The sequence below is a fragment of the Methylorubrum sp. Q1 genome, assembly GCF_004683995.1.
Taxonomy (GTDB): Bacteria; Pseudomonadota; Alphaproteobacteria; order Rhizobiales; family Beijerinckiaceae; genus Methylobacterium.
Genome location: NZ_SRHQ01000013.1, coordinates 1 through 19,933, shown reverse-complemented (window position 1 = coordinate 19,933; position 19,933 = coordinate 1). Strand labels below are relative to the sequence as shown.

20 protein-coding genes, 1 tRNA gene and 3 pseudogenes are annotated in these 19,933 nt (G+C 66.9%); 16 read left to right on the top strand and 8 right to left on the bottom strand.

Going from position 1 to position 19,933, the window contains the following annotated elements; all coding sequences use genetic code 11:
* Window positions 1-21 precede the first annotated feature (21 nt).
* The gene (locus tag E4V01_RS13735) at window positions 22-303 is read right to left on the bottom strand and encodes an accessory factor UbiK family protein (protein WP_135298721.1); all 282 of its coding nucleotides are present in this window, start codon (window positions 301-303) and stop codon (window positions 22-24) included.
* A gap of 243 nt (window positions 304-546) precedes the next feature.
* On the opposite strand from E4V01_RS13735, the gene E4V01_RS13730 reads away from it, so the two are divergent.
* Complete coding sequence (locus E4V01_RS13730) at window positions 547-1,272, top strand: response regulator (RefSeq protein WP_060771073.1); 726 nt, start codon at window positions 547-549, stop codon at window positions 1,270-1,272.
* A complete protein-coding gene (locus E4V01_RS13725; RefSeq protein ID WP_135298720.1) occupies window positions 1,269-2,789 on the top strand; it encodes an ATP-binding protein in 1,521 nt (506 codons plus the stop codon). Before E4V01_RS13730 ends, E4V01_RS13725 begins: the two co-directional genes overlap by 4 nt.
* A gap of 119 nt (window positions 2,790-2,908) precedes the next feature.
* Here the strand turns inward: E4V01_RS13725 and E4V01_RS13720 are convergent, their stop codons facing one another.
* The gene (locus tag E4V01_RS13720; protein ID WP_135298719.1) at window positions 2,909-3,472 is read right to left on the bottom strand and encodes a DUF1993 family protein; all 564 of its coding nucleotides are present in this window, start codon (window positions 3,470-3,472) and stop codon (window positions 2,909-2,911) included.
* 307 nt (window positions 3,473-3,779) lie between these two features.
* Window positions 3,780-4,436, bottom strand: a complete 657-nt coding sequence (locus E4V01_RS13715) for a glutathione S-transferase family protein (RefSeq protein ID WP_135298718.1) — start codon at window positions 4,434-4,436, stop codon at window positions 3,780-3,782.
* 349 nt (window positions 4,437-4,785) lie between these two features.
* Between E4V01_RS13715 and E4V01_RS13710 the strand changes: the two genes are divergently transcribed.
* Complete coding sequence (locus E4V01_RS13710) at window positions 4,786-6,000, top strand: polyhydroxyalkanoate depolymerase (protein WP_135298717.1); 1,215 nt, start codon at window positions 4,786-4,788, stop codon at window positions 5,998-6,000.
* Between the two features lie 344 nt (window positions 6,001-6,344).
* Window positions 6,345-6,662, top strand: a complete 318-nt coding sequence (gene rpsU, locus E4V01_RS13705; protein ID WP_060771078.1) for a 30S ribosomal protein S21 — start codon at window positions 6,345-6,347, stop codon at window positions 6,660-6,662.
* A 377-nt stretch (window positions 6,663-7,039) separates the two neighbouring features.
* Here rpsU and E4V01_RS13700 read toward each other — a convergent pair whose 3' ends face one another.
* Window positions 7,040-7,429, bottom strand: coding sequence for a response regulator (locus E4V01_RS13700; RefSeq protein ID WP_135298716.1), 390 nt, complete (start codon window positions 7,427-7,429; stop codon window positions 7,040-7,042).
* Between the two features lie 279 nt (window positions 7,430-7,708).
* Between E4V01_RS13700 and E4V01_RS13695 the strand changes: the two genes are divergently transcribed.
* Together E4V01_RS13695 and E4V01_RS13690 are read left to right on the top strand one after the other, a co-directional pair.
* Window positions 7,709-8,494, top strand: a complete 786-nt coding sequence (locus E4V01_RS13695) for a class II glutamine amidotransferase (protein ID WP_060771080.1) — start codon at window positions 7,709-7,711, stop codon at window positions 8,492-8,494.
* Window positions 8,495-8,646: 152 nt separating this feature from the next.
* Window positions 8,647-9,438: a TSUP family transporter gene (locus E4V01_RS13690; RefSeq protein ID WP_135298715.1), complete on the top strand. Its 792-nt coding sequence runs from the start codon at window positions 8,647-8,649 to the stop codon at window positions 9,436-9,438.
* A 28-nt stretch (window positions 9,439-9,466) separates the two neighbouring features.
* Here the strand turns inward: E4V01_RS13690 and E4V01_RS13685 are convergent, their stop codons facing one another.
* Window positions 9,467-10,513, bottom strand: a complete 1,047-nt coding sequence (locus E4V01_RS13685; RefSeq protein WP_060772356.1) for a MaoC family dehydratase — start codon at window positions 10,511-10,513, stop codon at window positions 9,467-9,469.
* A 282-nt stretch (window positions 10,514-10,795) separates the two neighbouring features.
* On the bottom strand, window positions 10,796-11,086 hold the full coding sequence (locus tag E4V01_RS13680; RefSeq protein WP_003604312.1) for a YggT family protein: 291 nt from the start codon (window positions 11,084-11,086) through the stop codon (window positions 10,796-10,798).
* A gap of 122 nt (window positions 11,087-11,208) precedes the next feature.
* On the opposite strand from E4V01_RS13680, the gene E4V01_RS13675 reads away from it, so the two are divergent.
* The 4 genes and pseudogenes from E4V01_RS13675 to E4V01_RS26220 all read left to right on the top strand — a co-directional run.
* A tRNA-Ala gene (locus E4V01_RS13675) sits at window positions 11,209-11,284 on the top strand.
* A gap of 737 nt (window positions 11,285-12,021) precedes the next feature.
* Window positions 12,022-12,441 carry a CopG family transcriptional regulator gene (locus E4V01_RS13670; protein WP_015952063.1) on the top strand — a complete coding sequence of 140 codons (420 nt, stop codon included), beginning with the start codon at window positions 12,022-12,024 and terminating at the stop codon, window positions 12,439-12,441.
* Window positions 12,442-12,515: 74 nt separating this feature from the next.
* Window positions 12,516-13,775 carry a PHB depolymerase family esterase gene (locus E4V01_RS13665; RefSeq protein ID WP_135298714.1) on the top strand — a complete coding sequence of 420 codons (1,260 nt, stop codon included), beginning with the start codon at window positions 12,516-12,518 and terminating at the stop codon, window positions 13,773-13,775.
* Between the two features lie 5 nt (window positions 13,776-13,780).
* Window positions 13,781-13,944 (top strand): annotated as a pseudogene (locus E4V01_RS26220) (IS5/IS1182 family transposase); the annotation flags it as partial.
* Between the two features lie 52 nt (window positions 13,945-13,996).
* Here the strand turns inward: E4V01_RS26220 and E4V01_RS13655 are convergent.
* A pseudogene (locus tag E4V01_RS13655) lies at window positions 13,997-15,064 on the bottom strand (linear amide C-N hydrolase).
* A 60-nt stretch (window positions 15,065-15,124) separates the two neighbouring features.
* Between E4V01_RS13655 and E4V01_RS13650 the strand changes: the two are divergent.
* Window positions 15,125-15,448: a hypothetical protein gene (locus tag E4V01_RS13650; RefSeq protein ID WP_135298713.1), complete on the top strand. Its 324-nt coding sequence runs from the start codon at window positions 15,125-15,127 to the stop codon at window positions 15,446-15,448.
* Window positions 15,449-15,760: 312 nt separating this feature from the next.
* Window positions 15,761-16,432, top strand: a complete 672-nt coding sequence (locus tag E4V01_RS13645; protein WP_245517559.1) for an alpha/beta fold hydrolase — start codon at window positions 15,761-15,763, stop codon at window positions 16,430-16,432.
* Between the two features lie 105 nt (window positions 16,433-16,537).
* Here the strand turns inward: E4V01_RS13645 and E4V01_RS13640 are convergent, their stop codons facing one another.
* Complete coding sequence (locus E4V01_RS13640; RefSeq protein ID WP_135298712.1) at window positions 16,538-17,407, bottom strand: LysR family transcriptional regulator; 870 nt, start codon at window positions 17,405-17,407, stop codon at window positions 16,538-16,540.
* A 99-nt stretch (window positions 17,408-17,506) separates the two neighbouring features.
* Here E4V01_RS13640 and E4V01_RS13635 point away from each other — a divergent pair, with 99 nt between their 5' ends.
* From E4V01_RS13635 to E4V01_RS13620, 4 genes and pseudogenes are all read left to right on the top strand, one after another.
* Window positions 17,507-17,725, top strand: coding sequence for a hypothetical protein (locus E4V01_RS13635; RefSeq protein WP_060771085.1), 219 nt, complete (start codon window positions 17,507-17,509; stop codon window positions 17,723-17,725).
* 147 nt (window positions 17,726-17,872) lie between these two features.
* A complete protein-coding gene (locus E4V01_RS13630; protein ID WP_135298711.1) occupies window positions 17,873-18,580 on the top strand; it encodes a YoaK family protein in 708 nt (235 codons plus the stop codon).
* Between the two features lie 215 nt (window positions 18,581-18,795).
* Entirely contained in the window at window positions 18,796-19,245 is a 450-nt protein-coding gene (locus E4V01_RS13625; protein WP_371688522.1) for a methyl-accepting chemotaxis protein, read from the top strand.
* A 334-nt stretch (window positions 19,246-19,579) separates the two neighbouring features.
* Window positions 19,580-19,933, top strand: a pseudogene (locus tag E4V01_RS13620) (serine peptidase); the annotation flags it as partial.

The following is a 19,933-nucleotide window of genomic DNA, read 5'->3' as shown; positions in this document are numbered from 1 at the left end:
GGGTGAGTCCGGGCTGCCCGCTCAGACCGATTCCGTGCTGCCGGCGCTGCCCGCCTCGGCGCCGAGGCGGGTCTCCAGCGCGCTCACCCGGGCGGCGAGCGCGTCGTTCTGGCTGCGCAGGGCGGCGACGAGGTCGCGCAGCACGTCCACTTCCTCGCGCGTGGCGATATCCATGTCGCGGATCAGGCGCTCGATCTGGCCCTTGACCATCGTTTCCGCCTCGCGGCGCACCCCTTGAGCCGCTCCGGTGGCATCGGTGAACAGGCGGGCGACATCGTCGAAAAGGCGGTTCGAGCCTTGCATGGAAATCTCCTCCGGCGCCCGGACCTGTCGAGCACATGCCAACGACATAAGAATCGGCGGGCCGCAGGGCAATCGAGGGGCGCCGACGAAACGCTTCGGCCGCCGCGGCGGGCGGCGGCCGGACAATCCGCTCCGGATTGTTGCCGCACGTATCGGGGCAAGCTGCGGAAACCCGCGGTTACAATCTTGGCCAGCGGCCATACTTCCGGGCAGGAGGCGCGCGGGGTTAAGACGGAGGCCGTCATGACCGCCACCAACCTGCCGACACCCCACATCCTCGTCGTCGAGGACGACCGCGAGATCAGCGCCCTCGTCGCGCGCTACCTGCGCGCCAACGAGTGCCGCGTGAGCGTCGCGGGCGACGGACGCGAGATGGACCGGGTGCTGGCCGATGCCCGGGTCGATCTCATCGTCCTCGACCTGATGCTGCCGGGCGAGGACGGCCTGAGCCTGTGCCGGCGCCTCAGGGCCGCGTCGCAGGTGCCGATCCTGATGCTCACGGCGAAATCGGAAGAGATCGACCGGATCGTCGGGCTGGAGATCGGCGCCGACGACTATCTCGGCAAACCGTTCAACCCCCGCGAGTTGCTGGCACGCATCCGGGCGATCCTGCGGCGCAAGGGCGCCGAGCCGCAGGACGGGGACGGCGCGCGCCGCTTCCATTTCTCGGGCTGGACCCTCGATGTCGGCCTCCGGCAGGTCTTGAGCCCGGAGGGCGCACGCATCGCCGTCACGGGGGCCGAGTTCGACCTGCTCCACGCTTTGTGCCTGCGGCCGGGGCGCGTCCTCTCCCGCGACCAGCTCCTCGATCTGACGCAGGGGCGGGCGGCGGGGCCGTTCGAGCGCAGCATCGACGTCCTCGTCTCCCGGCTTCGCCAGAAGCTCGAGCGCGATCCGCGCAACCCCGAGATCATCCGCACGATCCGCTCGGGCGGCTACCTGTTCGCGCCGGAGATCGGCCGCTCATGAGTCCCGTGAGAACCACGGCGGAGCCGCCCGCCGCGGCCCCCGCACCGTCGCGAACTCGGCCTCGTTTGCCTTGGCTTCGTTTGTCTTGGCTTCGTTTGCCTTGGCTCCATCTGCCCTGGCCCCGCCCGAAAAAGGCCGCCGGGCAGATCGCGCTCCTCGTCGTGGCGGCCCTGCTCGCCGCGCATGTGCTCGCGGCGGTCATGCTGCTGGCCCTGCGCGAGCCGTGGCGGCCGGACGAGCGGCCCGGCGTCGCCGCGACCCGGCTCTCCACCGTCGCGCGGCTGCTCGATGCCGCCGAACCGAGTGAGCGCGACGGGATCCTCCGGGCGGCGGCGCGCGGCCTGCCGACCCTGCGCATCGCGCCGTGGGACGGCGCCGCGCCGTCGGCGGGGCAGGGGAACAAGGAGGACGAGATCGGCCAGCATCCCCTGATCGAGCGCCTGCGCGACGGCTTCGGGCGGGCGCTGCCGGTGACCGACCTCTCCCCCGGCCACGACCGGGGCAAGACCGGCCTCCTCCAGATCGGCATCACGACGCCGGCCGGCGCCCGGCTGCGGGCGGTGCTGCCCGACGATTTTCCACGCCCGCCGGCGCAAGCGCCGATCATCTTCACATTCGTCTTCCTAGGGGTCAGCCTCACACTGCTCTCGTTCTGGGCGACGCGGGCGCTCACCGCGCCGCTCGCCGGCCTCGCCGCGGCGGCGGAAGCCTTCGGCACGGCGGAGGAACCGCCGCCCCTGCCCGAGCGCGGGCCGGAGGAGGTGCTCGCGCTCGCCCGCGCCCTCGACCGGATGCGCACCCGCATGCTGCGCCTGCTCGACGACCGCACCCAGATGCTGGCCGCGATCAGCCACGACCTGCGCACCCCGATCACCCGCCTGCGGCTGCGCGCGGAGTTCATCGAGGACGAGCGCGCCCGCGAGATGACCCTGCGCGACCTCGACCAGATGAACGGGCTCGTGGAATCCGCGCTCTCCTATGTCCGGGACGGGCAGGGGGCGCCGGGCGAGGGCCAGACCACGCTGATCGACCTCGCCTCGGTGGTGCAGACGGTCTGCGACGGGTTCAGCGACATCGGCGCGGCGGTCAGCCTGGAACGGACCCGCCACGTCCTCGTGCGCGGCCGCCCCGACGACCTCCAGCGCGCGATCACCAACCTCGTCGACAACGCCGTGAAATATGGCGGCGGCGCCCGCCTCGTCATGGGTCCGGCGGGCTCCGGCGACCGCCCCGGCGTGGCGGTGGAGGTGATCGACGAGGGCCCCGGCATCCCCGATGCCGAGCGCAGTGCCATGCTCCAGCCCTTCGTGCGCGGCGACCGCGCCCGCAACCTCGATTCCGCGAGCGGCTTCGGCCTCGGCCTGTCGATCGTGCTCGCCATCGTCGAGGGTCATGGCGGGCGCCTGACCTTGGAGAACCGCCCCGGCGGCGGCTTCTGCGCCCGCATCGAGCTACCGCTCGCCGCCGGACGCTCCGGCGCGGCGCCCCGCGCGACGGGCGCCGTCCAGACCTCGTAGACCGTTGCGCAAAGGATGCGGCTTGACCTTGCCGAGCCCGGCCCCGGAAACGATTGCGCCGCCTCATCGCAAGATGCCGTTAAGCACATGTCCCGATGGGGATGGCGAACCGGGAAAGGCTATGCCGTCGGCATCGTTCCGGGTCGGAGATAGCCGAACATGTGCGGGACGTAATCCGCTTTCCCGACCTCAACCCCATGCCGGCGAAGGATCGCGTAGGCGGTGACGACGTGGAAATAGAATTGCGGCAGCGCCCAGTCGCGCACGTATTGCTCGCCCGTCATATCGAAGGTGATCCCGCCCGGAAGTTCGATCGCGATCGGCAGGGATGCTCCTGCATCCAAGGCAGCATCACTCAAAGTGTCGAGCATCGACAGCGCCTCATCGATCCGCACGCGGCTGTCGGCGATTGAGCCCGGCGCATCGCCCGCGTTGCGCCCCTCGGCCGCAACGGCATCGAGCCATTCGGGCGTCGGTTCGCCGCGAAGCCTGAACACCGCCTCCTGCGCCTGAAAGGCTGCGAAGCGGACTTGCGACGACAGTGGGAACATGTCGGCCGCCAAGCGGGCCGATAGCAGAGCTTCCGCCCTGTCGGCCATCTGCTGCTGTGCCCTGTCGAGCAATCCAGCCAGCGTCCGCAGCATGTTGCGGTAGGTCGGGGCCAGAAGACGGGTAGGGGTCATGGTCGCTCTCGTGGTTGGCCACGAGGCATGATCTACAAAGCTTGTGGTTGCAGAGCCACCATCCGCCTCCTGACGAATCCGGATTCGATGGGCAGGCGGCGCCGGAACGATCGGCTACGGGATGCGGACCGTCGGCCAGGCCGCGCGGCGCCTGAGCGATGCTCTAGGCCCCTGTTTTCGCATCATCTTTTTCAAAAGCCGGAAGCCACCTTTCGGGATGATGCTCTCGCTGTCCCGAAGGGACCGGCCGCCTGCACCGCCACGACTGGGGTCAGCGCGGTCGGTGATCGGAAGTTTGTGCGGCACGCTAAAACTCCATGTCGAGTTCCTCGATCTCCTCCGGCTCGCTCTCGGCGAGCGCCGCCCATTCGCTCATGAGATCCCAGGCGAGGATCGTGTCGCGGTAGGTGGCCGTCGTGAAGGGGAGGGCGACGTCGTAGGTGCGAAAGCGGGTGCAGACCGGGGCGTACATCGCGTCCGCCAGGCTGGGGCGCGCGCCGAACAGGTAGGGTCCGCCCGAGCGCGACAGGCAATCCTCGAAGATCGCGCAGATCCGCTCGATGTCGCCCTTGGCGCCGTTGAAGATCTTGAAGCCCCGATGGAGGCTGCGCAGGTTCATCGGCAGCGCCGAGCGCAGGTTGACGAAGCCGCCATGCATCTCGCCCGAAACCGCGCGGCAGCGCGCCCGCTCGGCGGGCGCTTCGGGAAGGAGGCCGGCTTCCGGACGGATCTCGTTGAGATATTCGGCGATGGCGAGCACGTCCCACACCACGATCGCGCCGTGCTCCAGCCGCGGCACGAGGAAGGACGGCGAGAGATGCAGCAGTTCGGCCCGCGTCGAGGCGTCCGAACCGGACAGCACCTCCACCGAGAGATCGAGCCCGGCCATCCGGCACAGCAGCCAGCCGCGCAGGGACCAGGACGAGTAGTTGCGGCTGGAGATCGTGAGCGTCGCCTCGGCCATGGCCCTCTCCCCGGATGCGCGTCGCCCAGGCCTGCTGCCCGTAGCCCGGCGTCCAAGGCGCTTCATGGCAAGTCTTGTGCCGGATCTCGGGCTTTCTCCCGGCCCTTCCGGCAATAAAATTCTTCTTCCCGCAGCTCCGATGCAAAGTGATGCGTCCGCACCACAGGCGCGCGATATATACTTTTGATCGGTTGCGCCCAATCCAGAACCGCTTAGCGTGTTCCGTCCGGCATCGTCACGTGGGGCGGCGTGGCAACCGGGAAAGCGAAGCGGGCGAATCCGGGACGTTCGGGACGTTCGTGAGAGATGGATGCGTGCAGGCACCTTGCGCGCTTGGAGTTTGCGCCCGATGCTCTACCAAGCCTTCGATGTCCAATCGGACATCGCCCGGCAGACCCGCCAATGGGGCCGCCTCCTCCAGGAAGCCTCCGCGCCGTGGATGCGGACGCCGTGGCACGACGCCGCGAAATGGTGGTCGGCGGGTGCGCGCATGATGATGCGTGCCGGCCTCACCTTCGCGCGGCCGGCCTATGGCATCCACGCCGTCATGGTCGGCAACCGCGAGGTCCCGGTGATCGAGGAGCCGGTGCTCGCCACGCCCTTCGGCACGCTGCTCCGCTTCCGCAAGGACATCGACACCGTCCAGCCCAAGGTTCTGGTGCTCGCCCCCCTCTCGGGCCACTTCGCCACGCTGCTGCGCAGCACCGTGCGCACGCTGCTGCCCGACCACGACGTCTACATCACCGACTGGCACAACGCCCGCGACGTGCCGCTCTCGGAAGGGCGCTTCGGCTTCGACGACTACGTCGATCACGTCGTGCGCTTCCTCGAGACCATCGGCGAGGGCGCCCACCTCATGGCCGTGTGCCAGCCCGCGGTGCAGGCACTCGCCGCCACGGCGGTGATGGCGCACACCAAGAACCCGGCGCAGCCGCGCAGCATGACCCTGATGGCCGGACCGGTCGATTGCCGCGTCAGCCCGACCTCGGTGAACCAGCTCGCCATCTCGAAGCCGATCGAGTGGTTCGAGAAGAACCTGATCGAGACGGTGACCGGACGCCACAAGGGGGCGGGGCGGCGGGTCTATCCCGGCTTCACGCAGGTCTCCGCCTTCGTCTCGATGAATGCCAAGCGCCACAGGGACGCGCATACGGACCTGTTCTGGCACTATATCGATGGCAGCGCCGACAAGGCGCAGGCGATCGAGACCTTCTACGACGAGTATTTCGCCGTCCTCGACCTCACCGCCGAGTTCTACCTCGAGACGGTCAAGATCGTTTTCCAGGACTACACCCTGGCCCGCAACCAGCTCACCTATCGCGGCGAGCTCATCGATATGGGCGTGATCCGGCGCACCGCTCTGATGACGGTGGAGGGCGAGCGCGACGACATCTGCGCCGTGGGCCAGACCATGGCCGCCCACGACCTCTGCTCGAGCCTGCCGCCGCACATGAAGACCCACCACCTCCAAACCGGGGTGGGTCACTACGGCGTGTTCTCCGGCCGCAAGTGGGAGGCGCAGACCTATCCGCTCGTGCGCAACTTCATCGCCTCGCACGCCTGAGGCCGTCTCTCGACCCTTGTTGCGGGACGAAGCCGGCGCCATCCGTGGCAAGGCGTTTCCGGATCGGATAACGCCTTGGATGACTTCGGCTTCGCCTCGCGAGGGCGGGGCAGGGAGAAACGGCGCAGCGGCTTTGCAAGAGGCTTTCCTGCACTTCCAACACGAACCTGTTTCGTGTATGCCGCGCGCTCAGGTGCAATTCTTTCGCACCGATTCGGCTGCCGTCACGACGCCTCCTCCGGAATGCAGCCCGGAGACAGAGGCGCCCGACGGCTTTTTTCCCGGTTCAGCCGGGAATCCGGGGCCGGTGCGGTTCGAAACGACAAATCTAGGGGTTGATTCCGTTGCAGGTACTCGTTCGCGATAACAACGTCGATCAGGCGCTCCGCGTCCTCAAGAAGAAGATGCAACGCGAGGGCATCTTCCGCGAGATGAAGCAGCGCAAGGCCTACGAGAAGCCCTCCGTGCGCAAGGCGCGCGAGAAGGCCGAGGCTGTCCGCCGCGCCCGCAAGCAGGCCCGCAAGACCGCGATCCGCGAGGGCTTGATCGCCGCTCCGAAGCCGAAGCCCCGTACCGGCGCCCCGCGCCGCCCCGGCATGCCGAGCTTCTCGCAGCAGCCCGCCGCGGCCCCCGCCGCCGCCCCGGTGCCCGCCGCCTCCTGATCCGCGCCGGCCGCCGCGCGCGGCCCGCAGCTTCGCGATACGAAAAAGCCCCACCGGCTCGACCGGTGGGGCTTTTTCGTCGTCAGCAGATCCGCGTCAGGCAGCGACCAATGCGCGAAGCCGCTTTGGCGGCTTGGCGGTGCGAAGAGCGCCGCGCGGAGCGGAAGCCTAAGTATCGCTCACAAAACTCCCGCCGCGCTGTCGTCGCCAGAGCGAGAACGGTCAGAGACCGGGAGTTTTGTGAGGCACTCCTAGGGCATCATCCCGAAAGGCGGTTGCCGGCCTTCGGAAAAGGACGATGCTCTATCCCGCGGAGGCGGGCGCCGGCGACTGAGGCCGGCCGATACAGGGAGATCGCCTTCGAGCGATTGCCCCAGTCAGGCGGCACTGGCCGTCAGGGTGGCGCGCTCGGCCTGACGCAGCAGTTCCAGCGGCAGCCAGGGCTTGCGCATGTAGACCGCGTGCGGCGGGATCTCGGTCCGGCGCTCCTCGCGGCCCCCGGAGGTCACCACGAGCCGCACTTCCGGCCAGCGATCCTCGACGGTGCGCGCCAGGGCGGCGCCGTCCATCTTGCCCGAGAGATGCGTGTCGGCGATCACCATCGCCACCGTCACATCCCCGCGTTCGAGCACGGCCAGCGCGTCCTCGGCGCTCGAACAGGCGATGACGTCGAGGTCAGTCTCTTCGATCAGGACGGTCGCGAGGTCTCGGGCGGCCTCGTCCTCCTCGACGACGAGCGCGACCGGGCTGTCTCCGGAATGAGCCATGATGTCTCCCTGAAGCTGTGCGAGCGGTTCGGAAGCGGCAGCCCATGGGCGCGCCGCGGCGGCATCGGCGGCGCCGACGATGCTTGCCCTGCGACAACAAGTTCGGGGATGATCGGTTCAGCGAAATTGTGCCCGCCTGAACCCTTCCGATCGATCCCTCTCTTAACGGGCTGTTCACCACACAGAACGAATTGTTACAGTCCGGCGACACGCAGCGGTTCAAGCGGACCGATGCTTGCATAGCTCGCCCTGGACCGCAAAGGAGGCTCTCGTCCCGCCATGTGCCGCTTCCTCGCCTATCTCGGTGAGCCGGTCTTCCTGAACGAGCTGGTCTGCGCCCCGACCCATTCGCTGGTCCATCAATCGCTGCACGCCTCCGAGGCGAAGACCGAAACCAACGGCGACGGGTTCGGGATCGGCTGGTACGGCGAGCACGCCGAGCCCGGCCTCTACCGCGACATCTGCCCCGCCTGGTCGGACGAGAACCTCGTGAACCTCTGCCGGCAGGTGCGGGCGCGGACGTTCTTTGCCCATGTGCGCGCGGCGACCGGCACGGCGACGACGCGAGCCAACTGCCACCCCTTCGCCCATGGCCGCCACCTGTTCATGCATAACGGCCAGATCGGCGGCTATCACCGGATCAAGCGGCGCCTGGAGGCGATGATCCCCGACGAGTTGTACGACACCCGCCGCGGCTCGACGGATTCGGAGGCCCTCTTCCTGCTGGCGCTCGCCAGCGGCCTCGACTCCGATCCCGTCGGCGCCATGGAGACGACCTGCACCACCGTGCGCGCCCTGATGCAGGAGGCCCGCATCGCGGAGGCCTTCCGCTTCACCGCCGTGCTCACCGACGGCGAGAACCTCACCGCCTTCCGCTGGGCCTGCGACGGGCGCCCGCCGAGCCTGTATTACCGGGAGAGCGAGCGCGGCCTCACCGTCGTCTCCGAGCCGATCGACGGCTGCAAGGAGGGCTGGAAAGTGGTGCCGAAGGGCGGCACGCTGCGGGCGAGCCGCGGCAGCCGCGCCACCGTCAGCCTACCGCGCGCGGAGCGGGCTGCCGCCTGAAGGCTTGCCCGGACGACACAGCCATGGTCAAGCTTTCGAAAGGACGAGTCCTTTCTCGGGTGCGGGGCAGGGCCCTGGAAATCGGCTTCGCCGGCTTCAGGGCCCTGCCCTGAAAACCCGCCAAAGGGCCTGAAGGCCCTTTGGGATCCCCCATGAGTATTGCGTTCGAGACCGTGGCGGGGCTGTTCGGCGTGGCCGTGGTGGCGGGCGCCGTCGATGCCATTGCCGGCGGGGGCGGGCTGATGACCCTGCCGGCCCTGCTGCTCGCCGGGCTCGACCCCGTCAGCGCGATCGCCACCAACAAGCTTCAGGGCAGCGCCGGCTCGGTCTCGGCCACGATCGCCTTCGCCCGGCGCGGGCTGATCCGCTGGCGCGAGGCCGGGCCGGCCGCGCTCGGGGCCGGTCTCGCCTCGGTGGGCGGCGCGCTCTGCGTCAGCCTGCTGCCGCGCCCGGTCCTCGACGCGCTGGTGCCGCTGATGCTGGTCGGCATCGCGCTCTACTTCGCGACCGCGCGGCGGATGAGCAACGAGGACGCGGCGGCGCGGATCACCCCCGGCCTGTTTGCTGTGACGCTGGCGCCGGCGGTCGGCTTCTACGACGGGGTGTTCGGGCCCGGTGCCGGCTCGTTCTATATGATCGGCTTCGTCACCCTGCTCGGCCTCGGCGTGGTGCGGGCCACCGCCCACACCAAGCTCTCGAACGCCGCGAGCAACCTCGGCAGCCTCGCCCTGTTCACGCTCCAGGGCGCGGTGATCTGGCCGGTGGGGCTCGCGATGGCCGTCGGCGCCTTTCTCGGCGCCCAGGTCGGCTCGGCGCTCGCCGTGCGCCTCGGCGCCCGGCTGATCCGCCCGCTCCTCGTCGTCATCGCCTGCGCGATGGCGCTCCGCCTGCTGTCGAACCCGGCCAACCCGTTGCGTCAGGCCGTGGCCGGGTTCTTTTCGTAGAGGCGTCAGCCACTTATAGGCCGACGTTTCAGCGCGGGATGAAGGCCCAGTAGTCGAGATCGAGGATCACCGACGGGTCGTAGCCCTCGCCCTGCCTGTCCGGATGGGCGCCGCAGGGCTGGTTCTTGGTCGCCACCGTGCGCAGGCGAAGCGCGCCGATATCGCTGCGGCCGGGCAGTTCCGCCGTCTCCAGCACCTCGGACCACGCATAGACCGTGTCGCCGGCAAACAGCGGCGCGACGTGGCGGCCGGCATTGATGCCGCCGATGGCGAAGGCGTTGGCCAGACCGTTGAAGCTGAGCGCACGGGCAAGCGAGATGACGTGGCCGCCATAGATCAGGCGCTTGCCGAACTTGGTCTCCCGCGTCGCCACCGCGTCGAAATGGACCTTGGCGGTGTTCTGGAACAGGCGGGTGGCGATCTGGTGCTCGGCCTCCTCGACGGTCATGCCATCGACGTGGTCGATCTTCTCGCCGACCGCGTAATCCGCGAAGCGGTGCGGGCTGCCGGCCAGCGCATTGTCGTAGGCGGCCGGATCGAGCGGGGGCAGGGCGCGGGCGAGGTCGGCCGGGTTCACCACCTTGGCGAGGCTCGGCACGTGCTCCTCGGCGATCTTGGCCTCCGGGTCGCGCTTGCGCACGAGAACCCAGCGGCAATAGCTCAGCACGGTCCGCCCAGAGGCGTCGGAGCCGGTAGAGCGCACGTAGACCACGCCGGTCTGGCGGTTGGAACTCTCTTTCAGTCCGATCACCTCGGAGACGGTGGAGAGCGTCTCGCCGGGATAGACCGGGCGGTGGAAGCCGCCCTCGGCGTAGCCGAGATTGGCCAGCGCGTTGAGGGAGACGTCCGGCACGGTCTTGCCGAACACGACGTGGAAGGTGAGCAGGTCGTCGAGCGGGCTCGCCGGGTAGCCGATCGCCTTGGCGAAGGCGTCCGAGGACTGCACGGCGAAGCGGGGGCCGTAGAGGGCGGTGTAGAGGGCCACGTCGCCCGTGGTGACGGTGCGCGGCGTGGCGTGGCGGATGGTCTCCCCGAGGCGGAAATCCTCGAAGAAGCGGCCCGGATTGGTCTTCATGGCGCGCGTCGCTCCCTTCACGGCTCTTGCAGGCCGGGCGGGCCTCGTCTTGAATATCGTATTCAGGACGCGGCCCTAAACTTCTGACATCGCATCGGCTTTTCGGCCGAGCCGGTGCGCGACCGCCTTAGCAACGAGCCCGGCGCCCACGCAATGCGTCGCTTGGCCGGGTCACGCCGCCATACCGAATTCCGCCAAACCTTCGGGATGGCGGATTCGGGCTTCGCTCCAGAGCCGCAAGACTCGGCTCGGACGATGTCCGCCGTGGTCGGCTAAAGCCCTTCAGAAGGCCAGTTGGACGTAGAGGTCGGTGGCGAGCTTCTGGGCGAACAGCAGCAGCAGGATCAGGATGATCGGCGAGATGTCGACGCCGCCGAGATTGGGCAGCAGGTTCCGGATCGGCCGCAGCACCGGCTCGGTGACGCGATAGAGGAACTCGCCGATCTGCGAGACGATCGGATTGCGCACGTTGACCACGTTGAAGGCCACGAGCCAGCTCAGCACGGCGCTCGCAACGAGCACGTAGATGTAGAGCTGGATGATGGTGTTGAAGAGCCAGAGCAGGGCGTTCATGCGGGGGGTATCGGTCCTCATCGCCCCGCACGGAGACCCGGCGTGAGGGACGCGGGTGCGGCGGGAAATTTCCGGAATTGACAGGCCGAAGCGGACAAGCCTACAAGGCCCTCGCCTCGGACGGGGCTGTAGCTCAGATGGGAGAGCGCCGCAATCGCACTGCGGAGGTCAGGGGTTCGATTCCCCTCAGCTCCACCAGGTTTTCCTCGCTAGGAAAGCCGAATGGTGGCAATGGGTTATGGGAGCGGCAAAGGACTGCTCTCCCCGACAATTCTTGTCAAGGGAACGGTTTTCTTCCCGAGCGTCCGGGCAGCACAGCCTCACTCTCGAAGGCCGCTTCTTCTTCTCTGCGACAGGCCACACTCGGCGCGCAAACCCGAAGATCGACGGACCGAGCCGGAAGGCACTGATCTGTCGGACGTCAGCCCGTCTCGAAGCCATGACGGCTGTCTCCACGTCGTCACACGCTGCGCCACTTCTCGGCGTGCTTGAGCCGCTGCAGAGCCGCGCCAACCTTCCGATTCGATATCTGAACGCCCAAGTCGACAGGACTTGAATGGAGTGGGAGGCTTGCGCCCTCGGCGTTCCGATATGGGCCTTCCAGGCCTTCGGCCAAAGCCGCCAAGCGAGCCGCTCGCCCCCACCCCGTAGACCTTCCGGAAACCTCGTTCACGGGCTGTCGTCCGCGCACGTTTCGGTGCTCCCGCCACGAAGGTGGCCAGGGTGCGTTCGACTCCCGCACCCGGAAAGGCACAGCCTGCCCGTGAGCACCCCAGACAGGCGCCGAGCGATGCGCTCAACGTCACTTCGGAGATTGCGGTCGCGTCATCGATTGCGATCTCAGCTTGGTCGGGAGCAAAAGCCTGCCCTTGTATGACACCGCAACCGCACCATCTCAGGACCATCCAACGGGATGGTTTAGGGATGGTACCAAGATGGCCGATGACGTTCCGGACCTCCGACCGAGAGCACCCGACAGTGAGAAACTGACGATCAACCTCGGCTTTGTCGATCTCGGCCGTATCGATCTGCTGGTTCGAGACGGCTTCTATGCCAATCGCGCCGACTTCATCCGAACGGCCGTGCGCAACCAGCTCGACCGTCAGGGCGATGCCGTCACCCAGTCACTGGCCCGTAAGAAGCTCAGCCTCGGCCTCTCGCACTACACCCGGCAGGACCTCGAAGCGGCAAGAGACGCGGGCGCTCCGCTCCACATCCAGGTTCTCGGCCTCGCCAGCATCGCTCCCGATGTGACGCCGGAACTCGCCCGTGCCGCCATCGCCTCCGTGCAAGTGCTCGGCGCCTTCCACGCCAAACCGGCAGTCAAGGCAGCCTTGGCCGACCGTACGGCCTGATCTCTCGCCTCAACGCCTTCGCGGCGCGTCCGGACACGCGCCCCGGCCCGTCGACCTCATTCAGGATCGTGATCATGAACGCATTCTCCGGCATCGACATGGGTGAGGTGACCCGTCTCACCCGCGCCGGCCAGCTCACCGAAGCCATGGCTCTCCTTCAGGGGCGCTCGGCCTCTGCCAAGCCGCAAGCGAGCCCGCAGGAGGGTGTGCCCGGCAAGGACGCCAGCACCGCGCGACAGGGGTCGACCATCGACATGGTCGCGCCTCGGACCCCGGGCGGAGCGTGGACCGCACCGGGTTTCGGCAAGGGGACGGCCGGGGAAGCGCCCGCTGACAGGACAAGCGCCTCAGAACGGCAAGGGCTTGCAGAGACCCTGCGGTCCTTGCGCGAGCGCTTTCCCAAGATGGGCGGGATCTCCGGCCTCGGGGATGGTCTCGGATCGCCTCAGCGATCTCCGATCCCGGTCCCGGATGGGGCTCGATACGAGGAGCGGACATTCTCCAACGCGGCGGGCAGCCGGACGTACAAGGTCTATGTCCCGAGTGGCTATACCGGCCAAGCTCTTCCTCTCGTCGTCATGCTGCACGGCTGTACCCAGTCGCCCGATGACTTCGCGGCCGGGACGCGGATGAACGCGCTTGCCGAGGAGCAGACCTTCTTGGTGGCCTATCCCGGCCAGCCCCAATCGGCCAACATGCAGAAATGCTGGAACTGGTTCAACGCTGCCGATCAGCAGCGCGGCTCGGGCGAGCCTTCGCTGATCGCGGGGATTGCCCAGGACGTCATCCGCGAGTTCTCGGCCGATCCCAGACGGGTCTACGTCGCGGGACTGTCAGCCGGCGGAGCGGCCGCAGCGATCATGGCGGCGACCTATCCCGATCTGTTCGCGGCAATCGGCGTCCATTCCGGCCTTCCCTATGGTGCGGCCAAGGATATGCCCTCCGCCTTTGCTGCCATGAACGGCGGCGGGACGGCTCAGCCGCTGGGAGCACGCGCTTCGGTCCCGACCATCGTCTTCCACGGTGATGCGGACCGCACCGTCAACCCAGCCAACGGCGACCGCATTATCGCTCAATCCAAGCCGGAGGGAGCCTTGGGGACGGTCGTCACCCACGGGGAGAGCCCGGGTGGCATGACTTACACCCGTCGCGTCCAGTCCGATCCTTCGGGCCGAGAGGTGGTGGAGCAGTGGGTTCTGCATGGAGCGGGTCACGCCTGGTCCGGCGGAAGCCCGAACGGCACCTACACGGATCCGCGCGGTCCAGACGCCAGCCGCGAGATGGTGCGCTTCTTCATGGCGCACACAGCCGGAAGCGATACACGACAACAATAAAGCGGCTGCCCAGGCGCTGCGTCGTGGAGCGCTCCCTCGCCTGGGCCCATCCTTCCTCCGGCTCGTCGAAGACGACGAGCGCTATGCCAGCACGCTGGCTGACCTGCCTCTCGTCGCCTTCGTCTGCCTCAAGCTCAGAAAGGCCGCTCGACTCGGAGCTGGTTCATAACAGCCCCCAGAGGATAAAGCATCGTCCTGGATCCGATCTCCAGGACGATGCTTTATCGCGGCAATCCGGCAAAAGGAAAAGGCTTCGACTCGCGATAGGACCGTGTCGCATTCCCGGCGAAGACGTTGTCCTGATCGACGCCGAGATCGAGTTTCAGCACTTTCCCCGATTCCCTGGAAAAATCGATCTGATTCAGGTCGGTCCAGAACGTGTTGGGCGAAAGCGCCGATTCGAAAAAATAGAGGCGGCGCTTGTGATCGAAGACCGTGCGCCAGCGTGTGGACGATATTTCCGGTTTCTCCGGCGTCGAAAGCCCAAGCGGCACGGAAACATTGCGTATGATGCCGCATACACTGGCCAAGAGGTGATCCGGGTCTCCATCCGGCGGGATCGATTTGACGTAGGAGGCGCGGGCGAAGCGATCGGACGCGCGGTTCGTACCGGGCAGCATGACCGTTCCGCCGATCTGTGACCCGTAGGAGGCAAGGGCAAGCTGCTGTTCGTAGGCCGGCGAGTTCGTCATCACTTGGTATTGACGTCGATGGTGAACGACCTGCTGGCCGTCGATATATTCGATGATGGCACTGTCTCCGCCGGAATCGGACAGGGACATATGGATACTTGCTATGACCTGAGTGCCGGGAATCGTGCGCGTCACGAGCGTGAAGGGCTATTTCTCGAGGGCGGCAACGGCTTCATCGACAGTCGCGAAGTTGTCGAGAGCGTATTGCGCCCAGACTGAGATCGCCAATCCAGGCGTGCCCTTGCCGTCGAAGGCCGGGTACTGCGATTGTTCAAGCCAGAGTACATTGGCCGTAAGGCCCTCTTCGTTAACGCCGTCCGACGTCGAATTGTCGAACGCTGTCGCGACCAAGGATCCATATTTCGACGTCCACCGGATCGAATCAGGCCCGACCTCACCATTGCGCGCCATGCCTCGTGGCAGGATGTAGAGGTTGGTTCCGATGGGCTTTTCCCAGTCCATCGACCGGGCCGTGAAAATCTTGCCGTCGCGTCCAAGGTAAACGAAGCGGGAACAGGCGCCTGCGGGCTCAATAACGACTTGGAGCACGGCCCAAAACATCACGACCGACACGAACACCGAGATCGGTGGAAGCATGCCGGCGCTGACAATTATAGGCCGGTCCTTTTCCAGCAATGACTTGAATCAAATATCACGATGAACACGACTTCAGGCCGGATCAATTCGCTCGGACCGGGCCCAAAACATTCCGGGGCGCATTCCGATGACGTGGTCACCGGTTCGTCGAAAGAATGCGTGTTGAAACAAAGACCGAGAGACGCCGGCCTGATGCAATCAGGTCGGGTGGGCTCTCGCGACAGCCGAGTCATCCTCGTATCCGGCAGCTTCTCGGTGACTTCGGCACCCTTCAGGCTTGAACCGCTCGAAGGCATCAAGGATGGCAATGCGTCGCGTTTGCCGACGCCGCTCCTTGGCCTGGACGAACGGCTGGAAGCAGGGCCCTTCGCAACACTTTCTTGAGCCGTTGCGTTTCGCAGGGCCGGTTCTCTCGGCGCTTCGTTCGAGAGCGGCTTTGGCTGAAACGGGAAGGTGCGTGTGTCCCTGCGGTGGATCGTTGTGACGGCTGGCGCAATCCTGGTTCGTCTACCCCTGGTGAGCTTCGCGACTCGACGGTGCGCCAGTCCGGATCACGGCCACCATCTGGGCCGGCTCGCGGCAAGGCACACCCGCGTCAACGGTCGGACGATGCATGCCCGTGTCTCGGCCGATCCCGCACCCGATGACCGCCTGCCCGTGATCCTGGTCCACGGGCTCGGAATGTCGAGTCGCTACATGATCCCGCTCGCGCGGCAACTCGCCCCTTACCGCCGGGTCTACGCGCCTGACCTGCCCGGCTTCGGCTTGAGCGAAAAGCCTCGCCGCGTGCTCACGGTTCGCGAGCTGGCCGATGCGCTGGCGGCCTGGATGGACGCGATCGGGATCGATCGCGCGGCCTTTATCGGCAATTCGCTCGGCTGCGAGGTGTTGGTCGAATTGGCACTCGCTCATCCGCAGCGCGTCGACCGCCTTGTCCTGCAGGGGCCGACGCCGGACCCGGAGTCACGCGGCCTCGTCCGGCAAGCGGTCGGCTTCTTTGCCATTGCACCGTTCGAGCGCTGGTCGCTCGCTTGGGTGGCGCTCGCCGATTATGCCCGTGGTGGGATCAGGCGCTACATCCTCACCTTACGCAGCATGGTCGGCAACCGCATTGGAGAGAAGGTGCTCCGAGTCACGCAGCCGACGCTCGTGGTTTGGGGAACGCGTGACTACATCGTCCCCTATGCATTTGTGACGAGCCTCGCAGCGGCCCTGCCTCGCGGCCGTCTTGCTGTCATCCCGGGCGCAGCCCATGGGATCAACTACTCGCATCCGAAGGCGTTTGCGGCGGTTTTACTCCCATTTCTCCTTGCGACAGGAGAGATGCCGGCCGCACAGAGCCTAACCCCGGCGCCCGGTGCACGCTAACGCTTCCGCCCCACCCATTGGTTTGCTTTTGCTTCTGGCATTTCGGCCGATGCGCTCGGCGGCCGCCCCGGGGACGTGCGGCGCGGTGCCCGGCCTCGAACGACGTCACGCTTCGGGAACGGATTGAAGCTCCGCCATGCTTGCGAGGATCGTCTCCTGTAACGCCGTCGCGGCGGGATGCTGTCGGCCCGAGCCGAGCACCACGAACTCGACCTCGCCGATCGGCGGCAATCCGGCCGTCTCCGGGATCGGGGCCAGTCCCGGCGGCGTCACCCTGGCCGAGTGCGGCGCGATGCCCAGACCGGCTTCGACGGCCGCGCGCAGCCCCATCAGGCTGCCGCTGGTGCAGGCGATCCGCCAAGAACGCCCCGCCGCTTCGAGGGCATCGAGCGCCAGGGTGCGCGTGATCGAAGGCGGCGGATAGAGCACCAAGGGCAAGGGCAATGCCGGATCGGGAACGAAGCCGGGCCGGCCCACCCAGACCAGCTCTTCCGCCCAGGCCAATTCACCGCGCGGATCGCCGCCTCGGCGCTTGCAGAAGATCACGTCCAGTTCGCCCGCATCGTAGCCCTGGTAGAGGGCCCGGCTGAGACCGACCGTCAGCTGCAGATCGACGGAAGGGTGGCCATCCGCGAAGCGCGCCAGAACCTGGGCCAGGGCCGACAGCGTATAGTCCTCGGAGACGCCGAGGCGGATGCGGCCGCGCAGGCCGCCCGGCGAGAAGAAGGCGCGAAGCCGGTCGTGCGCCGCCAGCACGTCGCGCGCAAAACCGATCATGGCTTGACCGTCCGGCGTCAGGGCGACCCGATGGGTGTCCCGCATGAGGAGAGAGCGGTCCAGTGCCTGTTCGAGCCGCGCGATATGCCCGCTGACCGTGGATTGCCGCAGGCCGAGGGCCTGCGCAGCGGCCGTAAAGCTGCCGCTTTCAAGGACGGCCAGGAAGGAGCGGATCTGCTCGACGTTGAGGTTGCTCATCATGGTTCGTGATAGCCGATATCCTTACCGCTCCGGAGCCCGGCAGGCTTAGGGTCCAGGCCGAACCCGCTTCGCCGCATCATCGCCGAGTCCCGCTCAGTGACCGCTCCCGCTGCCATCACCATGATCTTCATCGGCGGCTTCGTCGCAATCCCGGCTGCCGGCCGATGGGCGCATCAGGTCACGGAAGCGCTCGCCTTCCTTCTCGCGACCGTCGTGCTGGTCATTGCGGTCATGCTCCTTTGCAATACTTGGCCGGACGACTACGCCAACCCCCGGATTCCGGCTGTCATGACGGAAACACCATTCGACGATTAGAGCGCTTTTCGACGAAGTGGATGCCGATTCGGCAAAAGAACGCGTTTTAAAGCAAAGATCGAGAGCCGCCGACCTGATGCAAACAGGTCGGATACGGCTCTAGCGCATGGCATCGCCTCCGCCCTCCTACAAATCAGGGAAAGCCTCGTGAAGCCGCAGATCACGGATGGCGGCACGTCCGCTGGAACCGCTCTCGCCTTCGTCGCCGGCTTCGTGGATGCGGCGGCTTTCATCGCGCTGACAGGCCTGTTCACGGCCCATGTCACCGGAAACTTCGTCCTGATCGGTGCTGAATTGGTCGCGAGTTCAACCGGTGTGCTGGCGAAGCTTCTGGCGCTGCCCGTCTTCATGGCGGCCGTGGCGGGGACCCGTGTCCTTGCGTTGCTCCTGCAGCGGCGGGATGCCGATCCGCTGCCTTGGCTGCTCGCCGTAGAGGCTGTTCTCCTCGCGGGTTTCGGCTTGTGCGGGGCCCTATGGGCGCCACTCGATGCGCCGGACGGTGCCCCGGCTCTGATCGTTGGCATGCTCGCCGTCGCGGCCATGGGCGTGCAGAACGCGATCGGTCGCCTCTTACTCGGCCACCTCGCTCCGACCACGGTGATGACCGTGAGCGTCAGTCAGGCGGTCATCGATGCCATGGATCTTGCCCTGAGAACGTCATCGAACCCCGCACAGACGCGCGCGCGGCTGCGGCGGGTGTTGCCGGCCATTGTGACCTTCGCCGCGGGCGCCCTGTGCGGAGCCTTCGGGATCGCCCATCTGGCCTTCGGCTGCATCACGCTGCCGATCATGGTCTTGATCGGCTTGATCGCCCTTGTTGCGATGACGCCCGCCGAAGCGAACGCCGCGACGTGAGCGACGCCAGAGATGTCCTCACTCGATAGAACGGCCACGACGACCGTATGCCCGAACGCCCACTCCCGAGCGATGTGGCAACCTTCGCTTCCACCCCGCTCCAGTACGCCAGGATACGCCGCGGCGCTGTCCGGTGCCGAAGATTTGATTTCCGGCAGCGTTTCGAGACAATCGCCGGATGGCTCTTGGTTGCACCTGGAGCGCATCCCGACGCAGTGGCCACTGGTTCGTCGAAAGACCGCTCCACAGCGAAGCTGAAGGACGCCGCCGCGTCGATGAACGGCGTCGTCGAACTGATCCAGGGTGTCGGTCGGCAGATCAATCTTCTGGCCCTCAATGCGACGATCGAGGCGGCGCGGGCGGGAGAGGCCGGCCGCGGTTTTGCTGTGGTTGTCGGCGAGGTGAAGAACTTGTCGAACCAAGTGACGCAGGCGACGACGCGGATTGCACAGGACATCCATGGGATGCAGGGAATCGCGGAAGAAGCGGTGGGTGCCCTGCTCTCGATCGTACAGGCGATCGGGTCGGTACGGGAGACGGTGACCGGTATCGCCTCGGCTGTCGAGGAGCAAAGCGCCATCACCCGGGAGATTTCGCCCAGCATGCAGACGGCCGCACACGGCGTCGGTCAGATCAACACCAGTTTGCAGGCTCTCACGGGCTGAGAGGCTTGGCGCCTCGCGGTCGCGACGGGATCCGCCTAGGCGTGGTCCGCCCCGATGTACAGGCCGCGGGCCAGTTTGCCGGGCCAGGGTCACTCGCATGGAAAGCGGGCCAGCTGGAAGAATTCAAGTCATTCCTATCGTTCCGGCCGCCAATTCGTCTCAAATCCGCTGACGGCGGATAGCCTCCGACGCACGGGTTAGAGCTACGACTTCTTTGATCAAATGATCGGACGGCACAACCTACACTTTCGTTCATTGTCTCATAGTCCGACGTCCGGCCGCGTTCCGGCGCAGTCGGGCGGCAGGCTCCCGTGATTGATGTTCGGAGATTTCCATGCCCCTGACTGTCTGCCGCCGCCCTATCGCCTCCGTCGCCGCAGCCGCCCTCGTCGCGGGCGGCTGCGGCTTGGCCGAGCCTATGGCCCCGGCTTACGCCCAGGCCCTGCCCAAGACCCCGATCGAGGCGCCCGATCAGCCGCCGGGCTCGTTCGCCAACGTCGTCGACAAGGTGAAGCCGGGTGTCGTCGCCGTGAAGGTGAAGCTCGACGACGGCGCCGACGATGACGACGACAGCCCCGGCGGCCCCAACCTGCAGCAGGTGCCGCCGCAACTGCGCGAGTTCTTCAAGCGCTTCGGCCAGGGCGGTCCCGGCGGGCGCGGCATGCCGCCGCGGGGCGGGGTCGGGTCC

What these genes read in the sequence shown, in the direction of transcription:
- E4V01_RS13735 (WP_135298721.1), bottom strand. Translation starts at nt 303, where the DNA reads ATGCAAGGCTCGAACCGCCTTTTCGACGATGTCGCCCGCCTGTTCACC.
- E4V01_RS13730 (WP_060771073.1), top strand. Translation starts at nt 547, where the DNA reads ATGACCGCCACCAACCTGCCGACACCCCACATCCTCGTCGTCGAGGAC.
- E4V01_RS13725 (WP_135298720.1), top strand. Translation starts at nt 1,269, where the DNA reads ATGAGTCCCGTGAGAACCACGGCGGAGCCGCCCGCCGCGGCCCCCGCA.
- E4V01_RS13720 (WP_135298719.1), bottom strand. Translation starts at nt 3,472, where the DNA reads ATGACCCCTACCCGTCTTCTGGCCCCGACCTACCGCAACATGCTGCGG.
- E4V01_RS13715 (WP_135298718.1), bottom strand. Translation starts at nt 4,436, where the DNA reads ATGGCCGAGGCGACGCTCACGATCTCCAGCCGCAACTACTCGTCCTGG.
- E4V01_RS13710 (WP_135298717.1), top strand. Translation starts at nt 4,786, where the DNA reads ATGCTCTACCAAGCCTTCGATGTCCAATCGGACATCGCCCGGCAGACC.
- E4V01_RS13700 (WP_135298716.1), bottom strand. Translation starts at nt 7,429, where the DNA reads ATGGCTCATTCCGGAGACAGCCCGGTCGCGCTCGTCGTCGAGGAGGAC.
- E4V01_RS13695 (WP_060771080.1), top strand. Translation starts at nt 7,709, where the DNA reads ATGTGCCGCTTCCTCGCCTATCTCGGTGAGCCGGTCTTCCTGAACGAG.
- E4V01_RS13690 (WP_135298715.1), top strand. Translation starts at nt 8,647, where the DNA reads ATGAGTATTGCGTTCGAGACCGTGGCGGGGCTGTTCGGCGTGGCCGTG.
- E4V01_RS13685 (WP_060772356.1), bottom strand. Translation starts at nt 10,513, where the DNA reads ATGAAGACCAATCCGGGCCGCTTCTTCGAGGATTTCCGCCTCGGGGAG.
- E4V01_RS13680 (WP_003604312.1), bottom strand. Translation starts at nt 11,086, where the DNA reads ATGAACGCCCTGCTCTGGCTCTTCAACACCATCATCCAGCTCTACATC.
- E4V01_RS13670 (WP_015952063.1), top strand. Translation starts at nt 12,022, where the DNA reads ATGGCCGATGACGTTCCGGACCTCCGACCGAGAGCACCCGACAGTGAG.
- E4V01_RS13665 (WP_135298714.1), top strand. Translation starts at nt 12,516, where the DNA reads ATGAACGCATTCTCCGGCATCGACATGGGTGAGGTGACCCGTCTCACC.
- E4V01_RS13650 (WP_135298713.1), top strand. Translation starts at nt 15,125, where the DNA reads ATGAACACGACTTCAGGCCGGATCAATTCGCTCGGACCGGGCCCAAAA.
- E4V01_RS13645 (WP_245517559.1), top strand. Translation starts at nt 15,761, where the DNA reads ATGATCCCGCTCGCGCGGCAACTCGCCCCTTACCGCCGGGTCTACGCG.
- E4V01_RS13640 (WP_135298712.1), bottom strand. Translation starts at nt 17,407, where the DNA reads ATGAGCAACCTCAACGTCGAGCAGATCCGCTCCTTCCTGGCCGTCCTT.